Source organism: Paenibacillus sp. N3.4, from assembly GCF_008017805.1.
Taxonomy (GTDB): Bacteria; Bacillota; Bacilli; order Paenibacillales; family NBRC-103111; genus Paenibacillus_E.
Genome location: NZ_VRTT01000058.1, coordinates 1 through 17,780 on the forward strand (window position 1 = coordinate 1; position 17,780 = coordinate 17,780).

15 protein-coding genes and 1 pseudogene are annotated in these 17,780 nt (G+C 44.7%); 10 read left to right on the plus strand and 6 right to left on the minus strand.

Features of this window, described 5'->3' with window-relative positions:
- Positions 1-980, plus strand: a 980-nt coding sequence (locus FU659_RS24430) for an exosporium glycoprotein BclB-related protein (RefSeq protein ID WP_315971353.1), incomplete at its 5' end; no start/stop codon positions are given.
- 54 nt (positions 981-1,034) lie between these two features.
- Positions 1,035-2,858, plus strand: a complete 1,824-nt coding sequence (locus tag FU659_RS24435; protein ID WP_147949950.1) for an RCC1 domain-containing protein — start codon at positions 1,035-1,037, stop codon at positions 2,856-2,858.
- A gap of 298 nt (positions 2,859-3,156) precedes the next feature.
- On the opposite strand, the gene FU659_RS24440 is transcribed toward FU659_RS24435, so the two are convergent.
- Both FU659_RS24440 and FU659_RS24445 read right to left on the minus strand, forming a co-directional pair.
- Positions 3,157-4,929, minus strand: a complete 1,773-nt coding sequence (locus FU659_RS24440) for a sulfatase family protein (protein ID WP_483874513.1) — start codon at positions 4,927-4,929, stop codon at positions 3,157-3,159.
- 167 nt (positions 4,930-5,096) lie between these two features.
- Positions 5,097-5,592 (minus strand): annotated as a pseudogene (locus FU659_RS24445) (FecCD family ABC transporter permease); the annotation flags it as partial.
- Between the two features lie 558 nt (positions 5,593-6,150).
- On the opposite strand from FU659_RS24445, the gene FU659_RS24455 reads away from it, so the two are divergent.
- Positions 6,151-6,369 carry a hypothetical protein gene (locus tag FU659_RS24455; RefSeq protein WP_397356444.1) on the plus strand — a complete coding sequence of 73 codons (219 nt, stop codon included), beginning with the start codon at positions 6,151-6,153 and terminating at the stop codon, positions 6,367-6,369.
- Positions 6,370-6,843: 474 nt separating this feature from the next.
- Positions 6,844-7,893 (plus strand): NAD(P)/FAD-dependent oxidoreductase, encoded by a 1,050-nt coding sequence (locus tag FU659_RS24460; RefSeq protein WP_147949953.1) that lies wholly within the window; start codon positions 6,844-6,846, stop codon positions 7,891-7,893.
- A 6-nt stretch (positions 7,894-7,899) separates the two neighbouring features.
- Here the strand turns inward: FU659_RS24460 and FU659_RS24465 are convergent, their stop codons facing one another.
- Together FU659_RS24465 and FU659_RS24470 are read right to left on the minus strand one after the other, a co-directional pair.
- Complete coding sequence (locus FU659_RS24465; protein ID WP_147949954.1) at positions 7,900-8,802, minus strand: DMT family transporter; 903 nt, start codon at positions 8,800-8,802, stop codon at positions 7,900-7,902.
- Between the two features lie 5 nt (positions 8,803-8,807).
- Positions 8,808-9,749: a DMT family transporter gene (locus FU659_RS24470; protein WP_147949955.1), complete on the minus strand. Its 942-nt coding sequence runs from the start codon at positions 9,747-9,749 to the stop codon at positions 8,808-8,810.
- A gap of 110 nt (positions 9,750-9,859) precedes the next feature.
- Between FU659_RS24470 and FU659_RS24475 the strand changes: the two genes are divergently transcribed.
- The gene (locus FU659_RS24475; protein WP_147949956.1) at positions 9,860-11,212 is read left to right on the plus strand and encodes an aminotransferase-like domain-containing protein; all 1,353 of its coding nucleotides are present in this window, start codon (positions 9,860-9,862) and stop codon (positions 11,210-11,212) included.
- 153 nt (positions 11,213-11,365) lie between these two features.
- A complete protein-coding gene (locus FU659_RS24480) occupies positions 11,366-11,935 on the plus strand; it encodes a beta-class carbonic anhydrase (RefSeq protein ID WP_147949957.1) in 570 nt (189 codons plus the stop codon).
- An 86-nt stretch (positions 11,936-12,021) separates the two neighbouring features.
- Here FU659_RS24480 and FU659_RS36490 read toward each other — a convergent pair whose 3' ends face one another.
- The gene (locus tag FU659_RS36490) at positions 12,022-12,198 is read right to left on the minus strand and encodes a hypothetical protein (RefSeq protein ID WP_222708627.1); all 177 of its coding nucleotides are present in this window, start codon (positions 12,196-12,198) and stop codon (positions 12,022-12,024) included.
- Between the two features lie 76 nt (positions 12,199-12,274).
- Entirely contained in the window at positions 12,275-13,663 is a 1,389-nt protein-coding gene (gdhA, locus tag FU659_RS24485; RefSeq protein ID WP_187274368.1) for an NADP-specific glutamate dehydrogenase, read from the minus strand.
- Between the two features lie 267 nt (positions 13,664-13,930).
- Between gdhA and FU659_RS24490 the strand changes: the two genes are divergently transcribed.
- The 4 genes from FU659_RS24490 to FU659_RS24505 all read left to right on the plus strand — a co-directional run bounded on the left by FU659_RS24490 (position 13,931) and on the right by FU659_RS24505 (position 17,777).
- Positions 13,931-14,644 carry a GntR family transcriptional regulator gene (locus tag FU659_RS24490; RefSeq protein ID WP_147949959.1) on the plus strand — a complete coding sequence of 238 codons (714 nt, stop codon included), beginning with the start codon at positions 13,931-13,933 and terminating at the stop codon, positions 14,642-14,644.
- 177 nt (positions 14,645-14,821) lie between these two features.
- Positions 14,822-16,030 (plus strand): extracellular solute-binding protein, encoded by a 1,209-nt coding sequence (locus FU659_RS24495; protein ID WP_187274365.1) that lies wholly within the window; start codon positions 14,822-14,824, stop codon positions 16,028-16,030.
- A gap of 29 nt (positions 16,031-16,059) precedes the next feature.
- A complete protein-coding gene (locus FU659_RS24500; protein WP_147949960.1) occupies positions 16,060-16,917 on the plus strand; it encodes an ABC transporter permease in 858 nt (285 codons plus the stop codon).
- The gene (locus FU659_RS24505) at positions 16,914-17,777 is read left to right on the plus strand and encodes an ABC transporter permease (protein ID WP_147949961.1); all 864 of its coding nucleotides are present in this window, start codon (positions 16,914-16,916) and stop codon (positions 17,775-17,777) included. Before FU659_RS24500 ends, FU659_RS24505 begins: the two co-directional genes overlap by 4 nt.
- Positions 17,778-17,780 lie beyond the last annotated feature (3 nt).

A 17,780-nucleotide genomic window follows, 5' to 3' on the forward strand; every position in this document is an offset into this window, starting at 1 on the left:
ACTGGTGCAGCAGGAGCAACAGGAGCGGTAGGAGCAACTGGTGCACAGGAGTAACAGGAGCGGTAGGAGCAACTGGTGTGGCAGGAGCAACTGGAGCAACCGGAGTCGGGCTTGATGGACAAATTGCATTCAATCCCTTGTCTGCGTCGACGTATGTCACAGGGCAAATAGTTACCTATGCGGGCAGCATCTACATTGTTACGGCTAGCAATCCAACCGGTTTACCCTCCGATTTGACCAGCTACACATTGATTGTTTCTAAAGGAGCCACCGGAGCCACGGGAGCAATGGGAGCAATGGGATTCACCGGAGCTACTGGAGCACAAGGAGCTACCGGAGCACAAGGAGTTACAGGAACTACCGGAATGCAAGGAGCAACAGGAGCGGTAGGAGCACAAGGGGCTACCGGAGCACAAGGAATACAAGGAATACAAGGAGCCACAGGAGCAGCAGGAACTGGAGGTGCAGCAAGTATTATTCCATTCTCTTCAGGGTTGCCGATTAGCATGACTACCACTGCAGGAGGATTAACCGGCGACATTGCACTGCTCGGATTTGGTAATTCATCTATCACTACAAGCTCAGGTGGAATAATAGATACTAAGGGTGGTCCAGGAGTTTCAATTAACCAGGCGTTTGTCGTTCCGCGTTCAGGTACTGTTACTTCAGTAAGCGGATTTTTCAGTACAGCTTCAAGCTTATCCCTGCTTGGCTCATCTATAACCGTTTATGCACAACTCTATAAAGCGAGTGTAGGTAGTAACTCTTTTGAATTTGCTCCGGGATCGCAAGTCAACTTATCTCCTGGTTTTGCTGGGGGAATTTCAACTGGAACAACAGCTTATGGCACAATCTCCGGACTAAGTATCCCGGTTGCTGCCGGTGAACGTCTGTTGTTAGTATTTTCTTCGACGGCTACAGGTCTTACTCTAGTAAACACAGTGAGCGGCTATGCGAGTGCGGGAATTAGCATTCAATAAATACAGAGAAGAAGTATGAACATACCATTTTGTTCGAAAAGGAAGTGATTGAATATGGCAAGGAATTTAGTTCCAATAGGGAAAAAATGTTTAATCGTCGTGTTGGCTGTTACACTTCAAACGGTTAGTCCGTTCATTGTTTCGAGTTATGCGGAAGGCGTCTACACTGAAGGACATGCACTGGTGGAAGCGCCTGATCAGTTAGCGGTCAGCGGTACTACCTCCTCGAGCATCAGTCTGACCTGGCATGCAGTAGCGGGATCATCTGATTCAAATGTCAGTTATAAGATAAACATGAGCGATACAGTAGGCTCCAGTGTATACGGATATGTCTACAGCTTTGACTCAGCCGGATTAACGCAATATACAGTTGATGGGTTAATTGCTGACCAAAGCTATACGTTCACGGTGCAGGCGATGAATGCATCGGGACCTTTGTCGAAGCCAAGCAGCCCGATAATCGTTAGCACGCTTCCCATTGAAGCAAGGCCTCCGGGAGCTGGGGTAGTGGTGCTGCCTCTAGTCGATCTCGAACCTCCGAGTACCCCTGAGCTAAATTTTGCCGATCGTGCATCGGACAGCATCAGCTTGGTATGGACTCCGTCCGTGGATAATGTCGGAGTAACCGAATATACGATCTACAAAGACTCTGCCGTTGTGACTGAAGTGACGTATGGCACAACAGCTTTTACTGTTCAAGGTTTGAATGCCGGACAGTTTTACACCTTTACGGTACAAGCCAAAGATAAGTCAGGGAACGTATCAAAAATTAGTAACGAGTTGAAGGTTCGTACGCTTGCTGAGCAAAAGATCAGCTCGACTATGAGTATGGGCACCGGACATGCCTTCCATACGCTAGAGGTTCAACCAGATGGCACAGTATGGGCTTGGGGAAATAATGAAAAAGGCCAATTAGGCGATAACACAGTGATTTATCGTAAGAAGCCTGTTCAAAGCAAGGGCTTGCCTGCGATTAGCGCCGTGTCGGTTGGTCAAGACCATTCCCTTGCCCTTGCCAAAGACGGAACGGTATGGACGTGGGGAGGCAATTCTGCTGGACAATTGGGCGATGGCACGTTAGACAAGAAGCTTGCTCCGGTACGTGTGCCTGGATTGACCCATGTGGTAGCCGTTCAAGCGGGGGAACAACATTCGTTGGCTTTATTGGCTGACGGAACGGTATGGGCTTGGGGACTTAATGTATACGGCCAGCTCGGAGACGGATCGACTGAAAACCGAACGTTGCCCGTGCAGGTTGCAGGTTTGGATTCCATCGCAGCGATTTCAGCAGGAGTCTTCCATAATGTTGCGGTTAGCCGTGATGGCAAGGTATTTTCTTGGGGCTTTAATGCTTATGGTCAGTTAGGCGATAACACAACGACAAACCGCACGAGTCCTACGCTTGTTAAAGAGCTAAGCGGTGTAACCTCCGTTTCGGCCGGATTCTATCACAGCTTGGCTTTAAAGAACGATGGTACCGTATGGAGTTGGGGGACCAATGTGAAGGGGGTATTGGGCGACGGTACATCCGTTAACCAGTTTACGCCCATACAAGCGGCAAACCTTAGTTCAATTGTAAGTGTGTCCGCAGGCGCGCTACATAGTATGGCGCTGAAGGATGACGGTACCGTATGGGTTTGGGGAGCTAATAACGAAGGTCAACTTGGCGGCGGAGCGGAAGCTGAGAATTCATTCCCAGCTAAGCTGGCAATTAGCAGTCGTGTAGCCTTCATAAGTGCAGGTTATATGAGTGGCAGCGCGGTTAGCGAGGAAGGGAACCTCTTGACTTGGGGCTATAACGGGTATGGTCAGCTTGGCAATGGCACACAAACCAATGCTGTACATCCAGTTACGATTAAATTAGAAGAATCCAATTAAATCAGAAACTTGTTTTGAGGAGTAGAGAATTCCATGCCCAAGTGGCTGTGAATTCTCTATTTTCTTTTTTGACCCATGCCCTTTTTTAAATAAGAAGGATAAATGTCAGGTCGCCAATGCTTTCCTTAGCCATAAAATAATCAGGAGAATTGACAAGCATGGAGGTATGGAAGATTCCTAATTTTGCAACCTACTTTCTAGTATTTATGGGTAGTCAAATAGAAGTAATGAGAGGGAAAAAGCATCCAAGCTTTAACAGCTGGACGCCTTTTTAGATATGCAGATGAGATAGTTTAGTTTACGGCATGCTGGGTACTAATCGTTTTTGTTTCCTCTGTTCCTCTAAAAGATGGGCCATATAGGCCTGAATATCTCTCGTTTCCAGTGTGGCAAAAGCAGGATGTGCCAGGTTGTACGTTTCGAGCGGATCTGCCGTCAAGTTATACAGCTCATACTCATCAGGGACTGGCTCGGTTTTAACCGATTCGATGTAGTAGCTAGGCTGAGGAGAGTGCAGACCATCATTGGAATCTGCTAGAGGTTGAAGGGTAACATCTTTGTTGCCTGGATGGCTCCAAAACTGAACGTTATCAAAATAGCGGGAATATTTCCACAATTCTTTGGTGTTGTTCCTATAGAGGCTGACTATTACGGTTTCGATATGGTTAGGCTGCAAGACGGATGGATAGGGTATTCCCAGTAGATTGATCTGATTCTGTCCACGCGTAACATCGTCGTCGATCATAAAGTAGATCGGTTCCTCGATCGATTCGGTTGGTTGCTGCCCTAGAATAAAGGGAGAGAGGTCACGGCCTACGAAGGGATGGACTTCGCTAAAGCTATGTCGCAAGCGGTTTTGGATATCAGCTACATCGGCATTGGCAAGCCCCAAAAGGGTGGGAACTAGATCGAGATGGCTTGTAGGTATATCGACATGCTGATTCTGCGGAAAAAGCTTTTTGTTATGAATGAGAAAGGGAACATGCAGCATTTCTTCGTACGCACAATAAAATTTTTGATGAAGATCACCATGAGCCCCAAGCAATTCCCCGTGATCAGAAGTAAAGATAACAATTGTATTTTCATAGAAAGAAGAGCGGGTAAGTGCATCAAAAACTTTATGTACTTCCTGATCAGCATTTTTTTGCAGCTGATAGTAAAGCTTTCGGTAGTGGGATTGGTTGATGATGGGTTGCAGGGCTCTCGGATAGATGTGCTGATAGCTGGCTTGACAGCGCGGCTTGGAAGTTAGAGGTTCGTTGAAGGTAGGCGGAGGAGGGACCAGAGGCATGGGTTCCACATCAAAATTAAAAATAGGCAGATGTGCAGTAATTGCGCCGTACAACACAATATCATGCGGATTTACAAATGAAGCTACAACGAACCATGGTTTGGCATCTTGATCTAGGTCCTTCTGACGGTCGAGAGACTCGATAAGCTGGGCGACTTCCGAAGCATAGACGATATCTCGGCCACTTAATCCAACAGCAGCGGAGGATGCAGAGTTTCGCGGGTTTTTACCATGGGGTTCTGGACCTATCCAACTGGAAAACCCGAAGCTATATAAGGGGTCGGCATGCAGGTACAAATCTTCTTTTTGAGAATCAGGCACACCCGTCATGGGATGATAGCTAGGGACGCTATTGTGCGTACCGGGCATAGTGATATCGTCATTGGAGACATGCCACTTTCCTTTATAATAGGTTTGATAGCCTGCCTCACGAAAATAGTTTCCTACAGTAGGAACCGTGTTTCTATTCAACCAATACATATCGGAGTCAAAGGTTTCCTTCGCGATGCCGTTGGTTTGGCTGACTCCATGGAGAGAAGGATATTGACCGGTCATTAAGGTAGCTCGACTAGGACAGCAAGCGGCGCTACCAATGTAATGTCTGTGGAATTCCATACTATTCGATTTCAAAAGTTCGTGTGCAATGAGGTTTTGGCTGCGCCATTTTTTCATTTCTGTATTTTCATAAACCGGAGGATATCGTTCCTCATCTACGAGGATCACAAGGATATTTGGTTTTTCGCATTTGTTTGAAAGCTGTTCATCCTTCAATGCATGCACCTCCTGGTTAGCTTTTTTATCCTAGATTATGTGGCAAAATTTTAAAAAAGAAGCTTCCATGAAAAGTGTCTACAGCACAAGACAACGCATAATGGAAGCTGCTCTGACTAGCCCCCAAAAACAACACCCATTAAAAATGGAAACATTTCCCAATTGGTGTTGTTTTTTTATTTTTTCAATAATAAATACATAAAATATGGAGCACCGATTAGCGCCACCATAATGCCTGCCGGGATGCCATTGGGTTCTACGATATTGCGTCCAATGGTGTCTGCCAATACCAATAACCAACCGCCAATAAGAATGGCGACGGGAATAAATAGTTGATGACGAGGTCCTACCAAGGCTATTGCAGTTAAAAGTAATACAACGCGTTCCTTTTCAACCAAGACGCCCACGCTGATAGCTATAGGATCACCCATGCCAAGGAGGTTCAGACGGTTTGCTTTGTATAGACTAAATGGAATGAGAACGACTAACCACGTAAGGATGGCCCAAATAAAAGGCCATTCATCCCCCATATATTCCCCGCTAACCATTTAGCGATGAAATCGACCTTCGAGCGCTCTGCCGATGAGATAATGACAATCATGATGCCCAAAGTGCCATAGAGAACCCAACCCCAATGAGAACTAATCTTAAGGGTTGAAGGTCTACTGTTCGTCCCTATGATACCGGGGTCAGCCAGTGTCAAAATCGGGAATGTGATCAAGTTCTTGTCATTGAGTTTTGCCAAGAACTTGATCACATAAAATTATCCTTGATAAGTTTAATCGTATTTCCAAATTAATTGTCCCTTTCTCTTTTTTGCTATGTAATTTATTAGCCCTATGCGATAATGATTTCTCTTACCATCTGTATCATCAGGTTTAGTGCTGTTGTCTGATTATTTAGAGCAATATAAGCTAGCTGAGGCATATCAGCAAACGGTTGAGATAATAACAACTCCGTATGAGATTTTAAGTGTTCAAGGTACGAAATAAATTTCAAACGCTTCAGTAGATATCAGTCAGGAACCTTCTGGGGTCGTCCAAACTTCACGCCTTCATGTTTGGTAACTTCGATTCCTTCTGCTTGGCATTGCCGATTTTTTTTGGCGTTCCTGCCGGCTACATCGGAAATCAGGCATTATCACAATTGGGCGTCTATCATGTTCCAAATACAGGGCTTTTATCATAATGTAATAGTGCCTAATTAAATATTGAAACCAAATATAAAGGAGTGTTTATTTTGTCCGTAACTTCTACCCGCGATATATATGAGTACCCTAATCCAATGCATCAAGCTGGACAACATTTTGTGATGGCAGAACACTTTGAGCGAATGAAAATGGCATGCGCCGGTAATCCGGCACTATTTTATCAATATGCCGAACACGAATACTATCACAAAGCACTTGCGCACCGATATAAAGGGATAGCCGCAGCAGGAGGTATGTAGTCCACAGAGGCTTTAAATTGCTGCAAGCGGAATTGCAAGAAAATGATAGTTCTATTAACCACCGCCTCATAATAAGGCGTTTTTCGTGCGCCTCACAGTCGTACAATCTAAGTGGTTCAAATCCACTCGGTAACTTTACCCTTTAAAGTGCCGTAGCCGAACATGAGTAATAACTTTCCTTTCAAACGTGAAAGCAGCATCAGGAGCAATTGAACCAATTAATAAATCTCCCTTGTTTTTTACATCAAGACTAGAAGCGACCATCTCACCCATTATTAAATGCATGAACCGAGAACCCATAAAATCCCTACTTATTGATCCGATTAATTAAAAAGCCCGCGATTTACGCGGACTTGATTCGGACTATGTTCTAGTCATCCGACACCAATCCATGTTGTAAAAAAATAAAAAAAGACGTATATTTAATTGAGAATGATAATCAATAACATTCATCGATGAAGGAGTGAACGGAATATGGAGCAGCAGGAATTGTTTGATGTGACAATAATCGGAGGAGGACCGGCGGGTCTTTACTCAGCTTTTTATAGCGGACTTAGAGAAATGAAGACAAAGCTAATTGAGTTCCAAAAACAACTGGGCGGTAAGATCCATGTATACCCCGAGAAGATGATTTGGGATGTTGGCGGACATACGCCCCTTCCGGGAGCGGCACTTATTGAAAAGCTCGTAGAGCAAGGTTTAACGTTTGATCCGGAAGTGGTGCTGAATGAAAAAATAGAGTCGATCACACGGAATGAAGAAGGCATTTTTGTATTAAAAGCTGCCTCCGGCCAAACGCATTTTTCAAAAACGGTCATCGTTGCAGTGGGAGGGGGGATATTAAATCCACAGAAGCTGGAGATCGAGGGAGCAGAGAGGTATGAAGTATCCAATTTAAATTATACCGTGAAGTCTTTACAGCGCTTCAAAGATAAAACGGTGATTATTTCTGGTGGGGGCAATTCTGCCATAGATTGGGCAAACGAACTAGAGCCAGTCGCCAAAACTGTTTATTTAACCCATAGGAAAGAGGCCCTAACCGGTCATGAATCACAAGTAAAGCAACTATTGAACAGCTCTGTCGTTTGTTTTCTTCGTACATCGATTACAAAGCTAATTGCCTGTGAGAACCATGAAACCATTGAGCGTGTGGCATTGACGAATCATGAAACAGGTGAGGTTTCCTATTTGCTAATCGATGAAGTGATTATTAATCATGGCTACGAGCGTGATAAGACTTTACTTGAAAATAGCATGCTGGATATTACGATAGCTGATAACTACAATATTGCAGGTAGTGCCGCTAGCGAGTCTTCGATAGAGGGACTTTATGCTGCGGGAGATATTCTGAAACATGATGGGAAATTACATTTAATCGCGGGCGCTTTTCAAGATGCTGCTAATGCGGTTAACAAGGCCAAGCAATATATCCAGCCTGATGCGGATAAGAATGGCATGGTATCCTCGCATAATGAGGTCTTTAAAAAGCTCAATCGCGAATTAGTTAAACAGATGATGAGCTAGGTTGATCTATGAAACATTTTTTTTGCGGAAATGAATTCCGCCTATTCCTAAAGAAATAAAAATAATGAACAGGGATAATATATCTAACGAAGTTAAATGCTCATTTAGAAAAAAAGTTCCCAGAATGACCCCGAAAAGGGGAACTAAGTAGTTGTTGAGTGAGGCAAATACAGCGCCGGATCTATGAATAAGCATGTTATAAAGCATGTACACCACACCGGCGTGAAACACCCCCAGAACAATCAGAGCAATGGATTGTTGACCACGCACATGCACGTCCACAGGATTTTCAAATATAAAGGCCAGAGGAATTAATAAAGCGGCAGCGATGGCTAACACATTCCTCATAGCGAGCAGAGGTGAGACGGCAGGAAGCCGGTTTATTAAGATTAACGATCCCGCAAAGCTAAGCGCAGCTCCTAGAAGAGCTAAAGCCCCCCATATATTGGATTCCACTGCCGAAAAAGAAAGATCCGGTACGATGAGAACCAGAATACCGATAAACCCGCATACTACACTGATCCATTTTAAAGTGTTTATTTTTTCTTTCGGGACGAAAATAGCTGCCAGTATAATGGTGAAAATCGGCACAGTTCCCATGAGAATTGCTGAAAGACTGCTATTGATCCGCAGCTGCCCCCAACCAATTAAGAAAAAGGGAATCACCGCTTCGAATAAAGCTATCCAAAAATAAGACAGCCATAGCTTACTTGACGTGCGTGGCAGGGATTGACGTGAATTGCCCTTGATGAAAAAGAATATAACACCTAATGAGCCTGCGCCGAGCAAGGCTTTGCATGCAGCTAACGTAAGTGGAGGCACGTCAGCAATGACGATTTCCACAAAGAAGAATTGAGAACCCCAGATGACGCCTATGGCAAGTAATAAAGCATAATTTATCCAGCGCATATAAGTCAGTCTCCTTTTCGCATGATTTTATTATTTGTAGAGGGCTTATTCTTCTTGACATAGAGTTGGGCGCAAAGAATACCGCCAATTATCAAGATGGCTCCAATGATATGATAATAATGAAGCTGCTCGTTCAAAAATACTACCCCCGCAGCTATCGTCATTAAAGTGGCTAAATTACTGAATACGCTCATTTGTGAAGCCTTCATAATCGATAAAGCATAGTTAGAAAGCAATGTGGTTCCCAAGGATGAAAGAACGCCTAAATATAAAATGGCAAGTAAGAAATGATAATTTGCAAAGGGCTGGAAATACTGGGTTAGTGTATGCGCAGCCTGATGCTGAACCAGAGCTGTTGAATTAAATACAAGAAAGCCAAAGAACAGCATGACGTAGGTTAGGTCGAACAAGGAATAAGACTTGGTAAGCTTTTTGGCAAGCACATTGTACCCCGCGGCTGATAAAGCGGATAGAAGAATAAGAATAGCGCCCAGAAAGCTTGAACTCGTCAGATTGAAGCCTTTCATGGCAAATATATAGATGACGCCGCCTGTTGAGATGCATGTAGCCAATTTTTGTTGGAACGTTGATGTCTCGCCTAATACGAAAGCGGCTAACACGAGCGTGAAAACAGGAATACTGGCCTGAATAATTCCTGCCTCAGAGGATGAGGAATAAGCGAGTCCGAAAACTTGAAATACGAAGAAACTTGTCGGATAGAGGAGAGCAAGTGGTACTATAGTCAATAAATGTTTCGGTTTAATGGTTAATTTTATTTTCTTCATCGCGATCGGGATTGAGGCGGCAAGTAACGATAGGGTAAAGCGATGCGCCAAGGTATCGATCGGACTTGCCGCTGTCAGGGCTATTTTGACAAACATGAATGAAAACCCAATGATGCAAGTATAGAGCAGCGCCGCGGCGTATGCTTTTTGTGTTGTTGACATAAGTATTCCTCCATTTGCTGTTGTTCGACTGTACAGCTATCGTAAACGTCTAAGCGAACTGGTACAATGAGAAAAAACAGCATCTGTACCGGTACAAAGGGGGAGAAAACATCTATAAATTTGTAAAGATTGCCCATGATGTAGAGCAAAACATTCGAACAGCCGTCTACAAAGAAGGTGAAAAGCTCCCGTCGATTCGCGCCTTTTGCAAGCAATATCAATGCAATAAAAGTACGGTCATTCAGGCACTTCAAGACCTTGAGAATCGACAAGTCATATACGCGGTTCCGCGCAGTGGTTATTATGTGTTAAAACGAACGTTGAAGCCATTATCTGCGGAAAAAGGCGTATATGATTTTGCGAATGCGGCCCCAGACTGGAATGAGTTTCCCTATGCAGATTTTCAGCACTGTATCCGTAAAGCCATTGATGCATATCAGCAGGACTTATTTCTATATGGAACGTCGAAGGGGTTGCTATCTTTGGTTAGGGTGGTCCAGCGACAGCTGGAGAATACTCAAGTATTCGCCAAAGAAGAACAGATTATCGTGACATCCGGTGTCCAGCAGGCGCTCTTTATCCTGCAAGCGATTGCCTTTCCGAATGGCAAAGAAAAGATCGTGGTGGAGCAGCCAGGCTACCATATATTGATTGATTACATCAATCAATATGGACGCAATGCCGTCGGCATCGAGCGAACGGCTCAAGGCATTGATTTGAATCGGCTTGAGCAGATTTTCCAACAGGGAGATATTAAATTTTTTTATACGATGCCGCGATTTCATAATCCACTGGGAACGTCGTTTTCCAAGGAAGAAAAGCTGGCTATCGTTAAGCTTGCCGAGAAATACGATGTTTATTTGGTCGAGGATGATTTCTTGGCGGATTTTGAGCAGAATACAAAAGCAGACCCCTTGTATGCTTATGACGAGCATGATCGGGTGATCTATTTAAAGAGTTACTCCAAAATCATGTTTCCCGGCCTGCGAATTGGGATAGCGGTTGTTCCGCAAGCATTAACGGAGGCTTTTCATCAATATAAAAAATATATCGATATTGACAGCTCTATGATTTCGCAGGCTGCTTTAGAGATTTATATAAAAAGCGGTATGTTCGATCACCATAAGTTCAAAATTCAAGCACCGTATATCAAACGTTCCCAAGCCCTTAATGATGCGATAAAGACATATATCGGGGAAACGTTGCAGGCAGCCGGCTATATTCATCAACCAACCTTATGCATGCATACGCACATTGTGCTGGATAAAAGGGTGAATTTGAATCAACTGCTCTTACATGCGAAAAAACGGAAGGTAATCATCGAGACGGCGGATCGCAATTATTTGACGGGGTTCCCTAGGAGAAAGATAGTCAAGCTTAATGTATCCCACATTGCAGAGGAACAGATCAGTGTCGGTGTAGAGAAAGTTGCAGAAGTCATTAAGGCCAGCATATTCACGTGAAGAAACGTGCTAGTCGGATTAGAGTCACAGAATAGATTTGTAGCTTTTGCTATCCGGTTCATGTTGATGCTAGACTAAATAGTAGAATCCACTGCACTTAGCTGCAGCGCGCAAGAGGCTAGCCAATTCGTATGAGGCAAGGAGGTCATGTGTATGTCGATCGTCCCAAGTTTATTGGAGTTTAATAAAAATTTCGTAGAAGAGAAGCGATATGAGGATTATTTAACGGGCAAATACCCGGACAAGAAGGTAGCGGTACTGACTTGTATGGATACGCGATTAAGCGAACTGCTTCCGAAGGCAATGGGCTTTAAGAACGGCGACGCCAAATTTATCAAAAATGCGGGAGCCATCTTAACCCAACCGTTTGGGAGCGCCATGCGTAGTATTTTGGTAGCTGTCTATGAACTGGAAACACGCGAAGTCATTGTAATCGGACATTACGGCTGCGGGATGACAGAGATTGATCCGAAGGGGATGGTCAGTAAATTCACTGAGCATGGGATCGATCCGTTAGTGATAGAGACGCTAGAAAATTCCGGAATTCGTATGGATAGATTTCTGCGCGGCTTTGATTGCGCGGAGGAAGGCGTTATGCACAGCGTTAAGATGATCCGCAGGCATCCGCTTTTTCCGCAGGCGATTCCTGTCCATGGTTTTGTAATGGACCCTGAAACGGGAGCCATCGATGTCATTGTCGAGGACTACAGAGACGAAACATAGATTTGTTTACATGCTAAGTTCAAGATCAGTAACAAAGTTAGAGCCGATGTCCTCATTTGAGAAAATCGGCTCTTTGTGATTTTCCATCAAGCTTTGAGATATTCCATAAAGAAGATCTTTTTGAGAATGGCGAGCCAAAGGTCAATCCGAGCATCGCCGATTTCAACAACTTTATGGCTCAGGCTCATGCTAAACAATAAGGTGGCAGAAGAAGCAGCTGCATAGGAACTGACTAGTGTACGGTCAAATAAAAAATCCAGCAACGACCCTAGCCCAAAGGCTCAGGTTGTATGCTGGATTTTGTTTTAAAACCTATTTCAGAAGGGTATAAAGAATAAATTAAATGATGCCATGTGCGATCATGGAGTCAGCTACCTTAATAAATCCGGCGATATTAGCGCCTACAACAAGGTTACCGGAATGACCATATTCTTCAGCGGCTTGAACGGAATTTTTGTAAATGTTTTTCATGATTTCGTGGAGTTTATCGTCAACTTCATGGAATCTCCAGGAATAGCGCATGCTGTTTTGTGACATTTCGAGCGCAGAGACAGCAACGCCTCCCGCATTTGCCGCTTTGGCAGGTCCGAATAAAACATCTGCTTGCAGGAACACTTCAATTGCTTCTAGCGTTGAAGGCATATTCGCACCTTCACCAATCGCTTTGACACCATTGGCTACAAGAAGCTTGGCCGAAGTTTCGTCGATTTCATTTTGCGTTGCACAAGGAAGTGCAATATCGCAAGGGATGGACCAAATGTGTTGGCAGCCTTCCACGTAGATCGCTTCAGGATGCTCAGTTACATATTCTTGGATCCGTTTTCTTTCGACTTCCTTCAATCTTTTTACGGTTTCAAGGTTAATGCCGTTAGGGTCGTAAACATAGCCATTGGAATCGCTGCAAGCGACAACCGTAGCGCCGAATTGTGTCGCCTTTTGCATCGCATAGATGGACACATTGCCGGAGCCTGAAACGACAACCGTGCTGCCTTCAAAGCTTAAGCCTTTGGATGCCAGCATCTCATTAACGAAGTAAACAGCACCGTAACCAGTAGCTTCTGTACGAGCCAAGCTGCCGCCGTATAGAATGCCTTTCCCTGTCAAAACGCCGGATTCATAGGAACCGCGGATTCTTTTGTATTGGCCAAACATGTAGCCGATTTCTCTGGCGCCCACACCAATATCACCAGCAGGTACGTCAGTGTCGGGGCCGATATATTTGTAAAGTTCAGTCATGAAGCTTTGCGTGAAACGCATAACCTCGCCGTCGGATTTCCCCTTCGGATCAAAATCAGATCCACCTTTTCCTCCACCAATCGGTTGTCCCGTCAAGGAGTTTTTGAAGGTTTGCTCAAATCCGAGGAACTTGATAATGCTGGCAGTTACGGAAGGATGGAATCTTAAGCCACCTTTGAAAGGCCCAATTGCACTATTGAATTGAACGCGGAAGCCACGGTTAACTTGTACTTTTCCGTGATCGTCCACCCAAGGTACCCGAAATGTAATCAATCGTTCAGGTTCGACCATGCGTTCCAAAATACCGTGTTCTCTGTATTTCGGATGCTTGGCAATAACAGGAACTAACGATTCCAGAATTTCTTTGACAGCCTGATGAAACTCGCTTTCGTGCGGATTACGCTGAACAACGGTCTCGTATACGTGCTGCACATAGGCGTGCGCAGACGTTTCCTCGGCATTTAAAGTTTGAAGTTGACTCACTTCTTTCATCATCCTTTTCGTGTAGTATGGATAGCTTATCATGCAGGTAAATCCCCTTTCTATTTTTACACAGGATGAATCAAGTGGCAACAATTATTAACAAAGGATGTTAGGATTTATTTGACTTAAATGGGATGTTTTTTACAAAAAATCAGTCTAGCAAGGAATTTTAAAACTGGTAGCAGAGAGATGATGCTTTCCTTTTAAACGGCTATTTGATACGATAAAATGGTATCTCAAGATTAACTAAAATGCTGCTGAAACGGATGTCCTATAATGAAGCATAGTTATTTGAAGATTAAAGAAGAGCTAGAGAGACAGATGCATACGGGAGAGCTGGCTGCAGGCGAGAAACTGCCTCCTGAAATCGAAATGGCCAAGACGTTCGGCGTCAGCCGGGAAACGTTCCGCGCAGCAGCCAAACAGCTGGAACGTGAAGGCAAGCTGCGGGTACGCCACGGAGTTGGTCGTTATGTGATGCGTCCTCAGGATGCTATTCCAAGCAGCATAGAATATCTAAGCTCGACCTCAGAAATGATTCGCTCCTCCGGTGTAAAGGAAGGAGAGCATCAAGAATCGATTCGAACGGTTCCGGCCAAAGAAGAATGGGCCTATTTCTTAAACGTGGCGCCAGGAGAACCTGTTATCGTAAGCGAGCGAATACGCACAGCTAACGGTGAGCCAGTTTCGTTCAACATCAACATATTGCCGTATACGCTAGCAGGGGAAGCCTTTGAGAAGAACAGACTGCGCGGGTCGCTGATTAAGTTTCTGGAAAAGGAATGCGGTATTCGTATCGTTAGCGCAAACACGGAGCTGATTGTGCCGCTTCCTTCCGATGAATATGCCAATAAGCTGAGGGTAGCCGAGCATACACCTGTGCTTCTGCTGAAACAAACGCATTATGATGAGGACAGCCTGCCCATATTATTTTCTTACGATTATTTTCGCAATGATATATTCAAGTTCTGGGTCAAACGGATGCGTTGACCCACGTAATAGGAAGTTCTGGATCGCTTGCCGATGCCAGGACTTTTTTATATTTCTGCCTAATTTATTTACCATTTTTTCACACGTGGATGATACTAGCTTAATAGTCCACATCCATAATAAGGGTATTGATGTCTAGACAACATCAATACAAATAGGGAATAAGGGTGGGAAAAAATGAATAAAACATTGAAAGTTTCTACAATTTGCCTTATTGCTGCAACACTTTTAGCTGGCTGCGCAACTACGCCTACAGCATCGACCAAGCCTGCTGAAACTCAGAATGCTAGTCAACCAGTGACAGAGACGAAGAAAGAAAAACAACCGCTGCAAATCAATGTTGTGACAGCAGGCGATACGAATATGACAGAGCTTCAAGAGAAATCCATTGTGGATGACTTTAAAAAGGCAAACGGAACATCAGAAATTAATGTGGTAGGCACGGGGCCTGGCGATGCAGGCTCATTGAAAATTTTTGAAAAGCTGAAAGCACAGAAGGAAGCCGGTAAAAAGGAATGGGATATCGACGTAGCCGTTGTGCATCAAAATGTCATGAAGGATTTAATCGATAACGATCTCTTGGAAAAATGGGTGCCGAACTCGGCTAACAAGGCATTTGTCACTTCGCCGGACAGCAAAAACAGCTTGGGTACTAACGTAGACGGTTACGTCATTCCATTGTTCCATAGCCAAGTTGCCGTCGCTTACAACCCCGATAAAGTCAAACAAGCTCCGGGTAAATTTGATGATGTGGTTGCGTGGATAAAGGCTAATCCCAAAAGATTTGGTTATAACGGCATGAAGAACGGCATGAGCGGCGTTGCTTTTGCTACAGCCTATGCGTACTGGAAAACGAACGATTACAAGGCACTCACAGAAGGTCCGTATAATGCCGATCTTGAGAAAAAATGGCCTGATGTTATGAAAGAGCTAAAGGCGCTTCCTGCAACGATCACAAATGGAAATAACGGTACATTGGATATGTTGAACCGTGGAGAAATCGACATGGGGCCCGTTTGGGTAGATATGTTTTACCTCTGGATAGACGAAGGTCGGATGAATCCGAATATGAAGTTGAAAGTGGTCGATCCGGGATTACCGGGTCAACCGATGTACGTGGTCATCCCGAAAAACGCTAAAAATAAAGAAGCAGCATTGAAATATGCGGATTTCTTAACTTCACCGGAAACGCAAGCCAAGGTTATTGTAGAGAAAAATAGCTGGTACCCAGGTATTGATGCAAATGCCGTGCTGCCTAAAGCTAGCGATAAAGCCAAAGGCAAACTGTTCAAAGATATTACAGCTGAGGATTTAAATAAGCGCGGATTATCGTTCCCAGTTTCCCAATTCTTCACCAATCTGCAAGCATCTTACGAAAAAAACTGATTTCATTGGAAAGTGGATGGTGAAGCCATATGCGGATAGTCCGCAATAAGGAAGTAAAGATCATTCATCCGGCGACTTTGAAATGGCTGGCAGGTGCGGCATTAGCTGCTCCTGCCGTTTTCTTGGTCGTCGTGCTGTTCGTTGTGCCGTTTGGTCATTCGGTGATGACCAGTTTACAAGCCGCTAATGGCGAGTGGACGTTAGTCAATTATATGACCGCCTTTGAGCTCTACACAAAGGATATCTGGTATACGCTTTGGGTTTCTGCTTTGAGTTTAGCTGTTTTGCTCCTGCTTTCCGTTCTGATCGGAGGATTGCTGCGGCTTAAGGGGCGGCCAGTGATTGAATTTATATTTAAAATTCCATTGTTTGTGCCTTTCGTCGTGGTTGGACATGCCATGCGTGTTTTCCTTGCGCCTCACGGCACGTTGAATTCGACATTGCTCTCTATCATACCGTTTGATCCGGATGCTGTTCCTTCGATCGCTTTTACGACGGCGGGCTTGGTTATTTCATTAGTTTGGAAAAATATCGGGTTCTCGCTGCTGCTTATTCTCGGGTCCTTTCGTTCGGTCAATCAAAGCTACCTAGACGCGGCACGTAACGTAGGCGCAGGAAATCTGCGATTAATTAAAGATATTATGCTGCCGATGAGCTACGGTTCTATTGCCGTTGTTTCGGTGCTGACGTTTACATCCATGATGGGCAGCTTCTCCATTCCGGCCATGCTTGGGAACGGGGACGGCAGTCAAATGATTATGATTGATTTGTATTATCAGATGGTGTATCAGCATAACAATGGGGTGGCGAATGCACTGGGTGTCATATCCTATCTCATCTCTATGGGAGCTGCTATCTATTATGTGAGGAGGGTATCCAGCGTATGAATTCAACGCCGTCGGTTACAGTGCGGGAGCTCCCTGCCGCTGGGACAAAGCAGAATCAATTCCGTTGGGGGCGTATTACGCTTCGCTTAGTGGCGTATACGGCCACCTTGTTTTTTGTTTTCGGACCGTTAGCCAGCTTGCTGCTCTGGTCGTTAGCTGAGAAATGGTTCTGGCCTCACCCTTTTCCAAGTCAATGGGGGCCCCGCTATTGGTTGAAAGTATTTGAAGGTAAAATGATGCATTCTCTCACGCTAAGCTTTGAGGTAGCTATCATGGTGACTCTATTATGCATAGTAGTTACTGTGCCTCTGTCTTACATGATAGCCCGGTATCGTATTCCGGGCAGATCGCTGCTGCTGCTTTTATTTTTGCTGCCGCAGGCATTTCCTCAACTGCCAGTATTTACGAATGCGATGGTTTTGATGTACAAGTGGGATTTGGTCGGCACGCTAACGGGTGTTGTGCTGATTCATCTTGTGGGTGCGGTCGTCTTCTCGGTATGGACCATGGTATCGGTCTTTCAGTCCATTTCTCCTGCGTTGGAGGAAGCGGCTGTCATGCTGGGAGCTTCAAGGGTCCAAACGTTTTTTCATATTGCACTGCCTTTGGCGCTGCCGGGCATGATTGCCTCCTCGCTGCTCGTGTTTCTATACTCGCTCGATGAATTTACAGGCAGTCTTCTGATGGGAGCGCCGTTCAAAATAACAATGCCCGTCTTTATGTACAACGCCGCGATGGGCTATGAAATGCAGGTAGCGTCTGTAACGGCCATTTTATTGATGATTCCGGGTATGCTCTTGCTGCTGCTGCTCCAAAAGTTTATGAAGTCCGAATATTTAAGTGCCTTCGGGAGGGTGTAACGA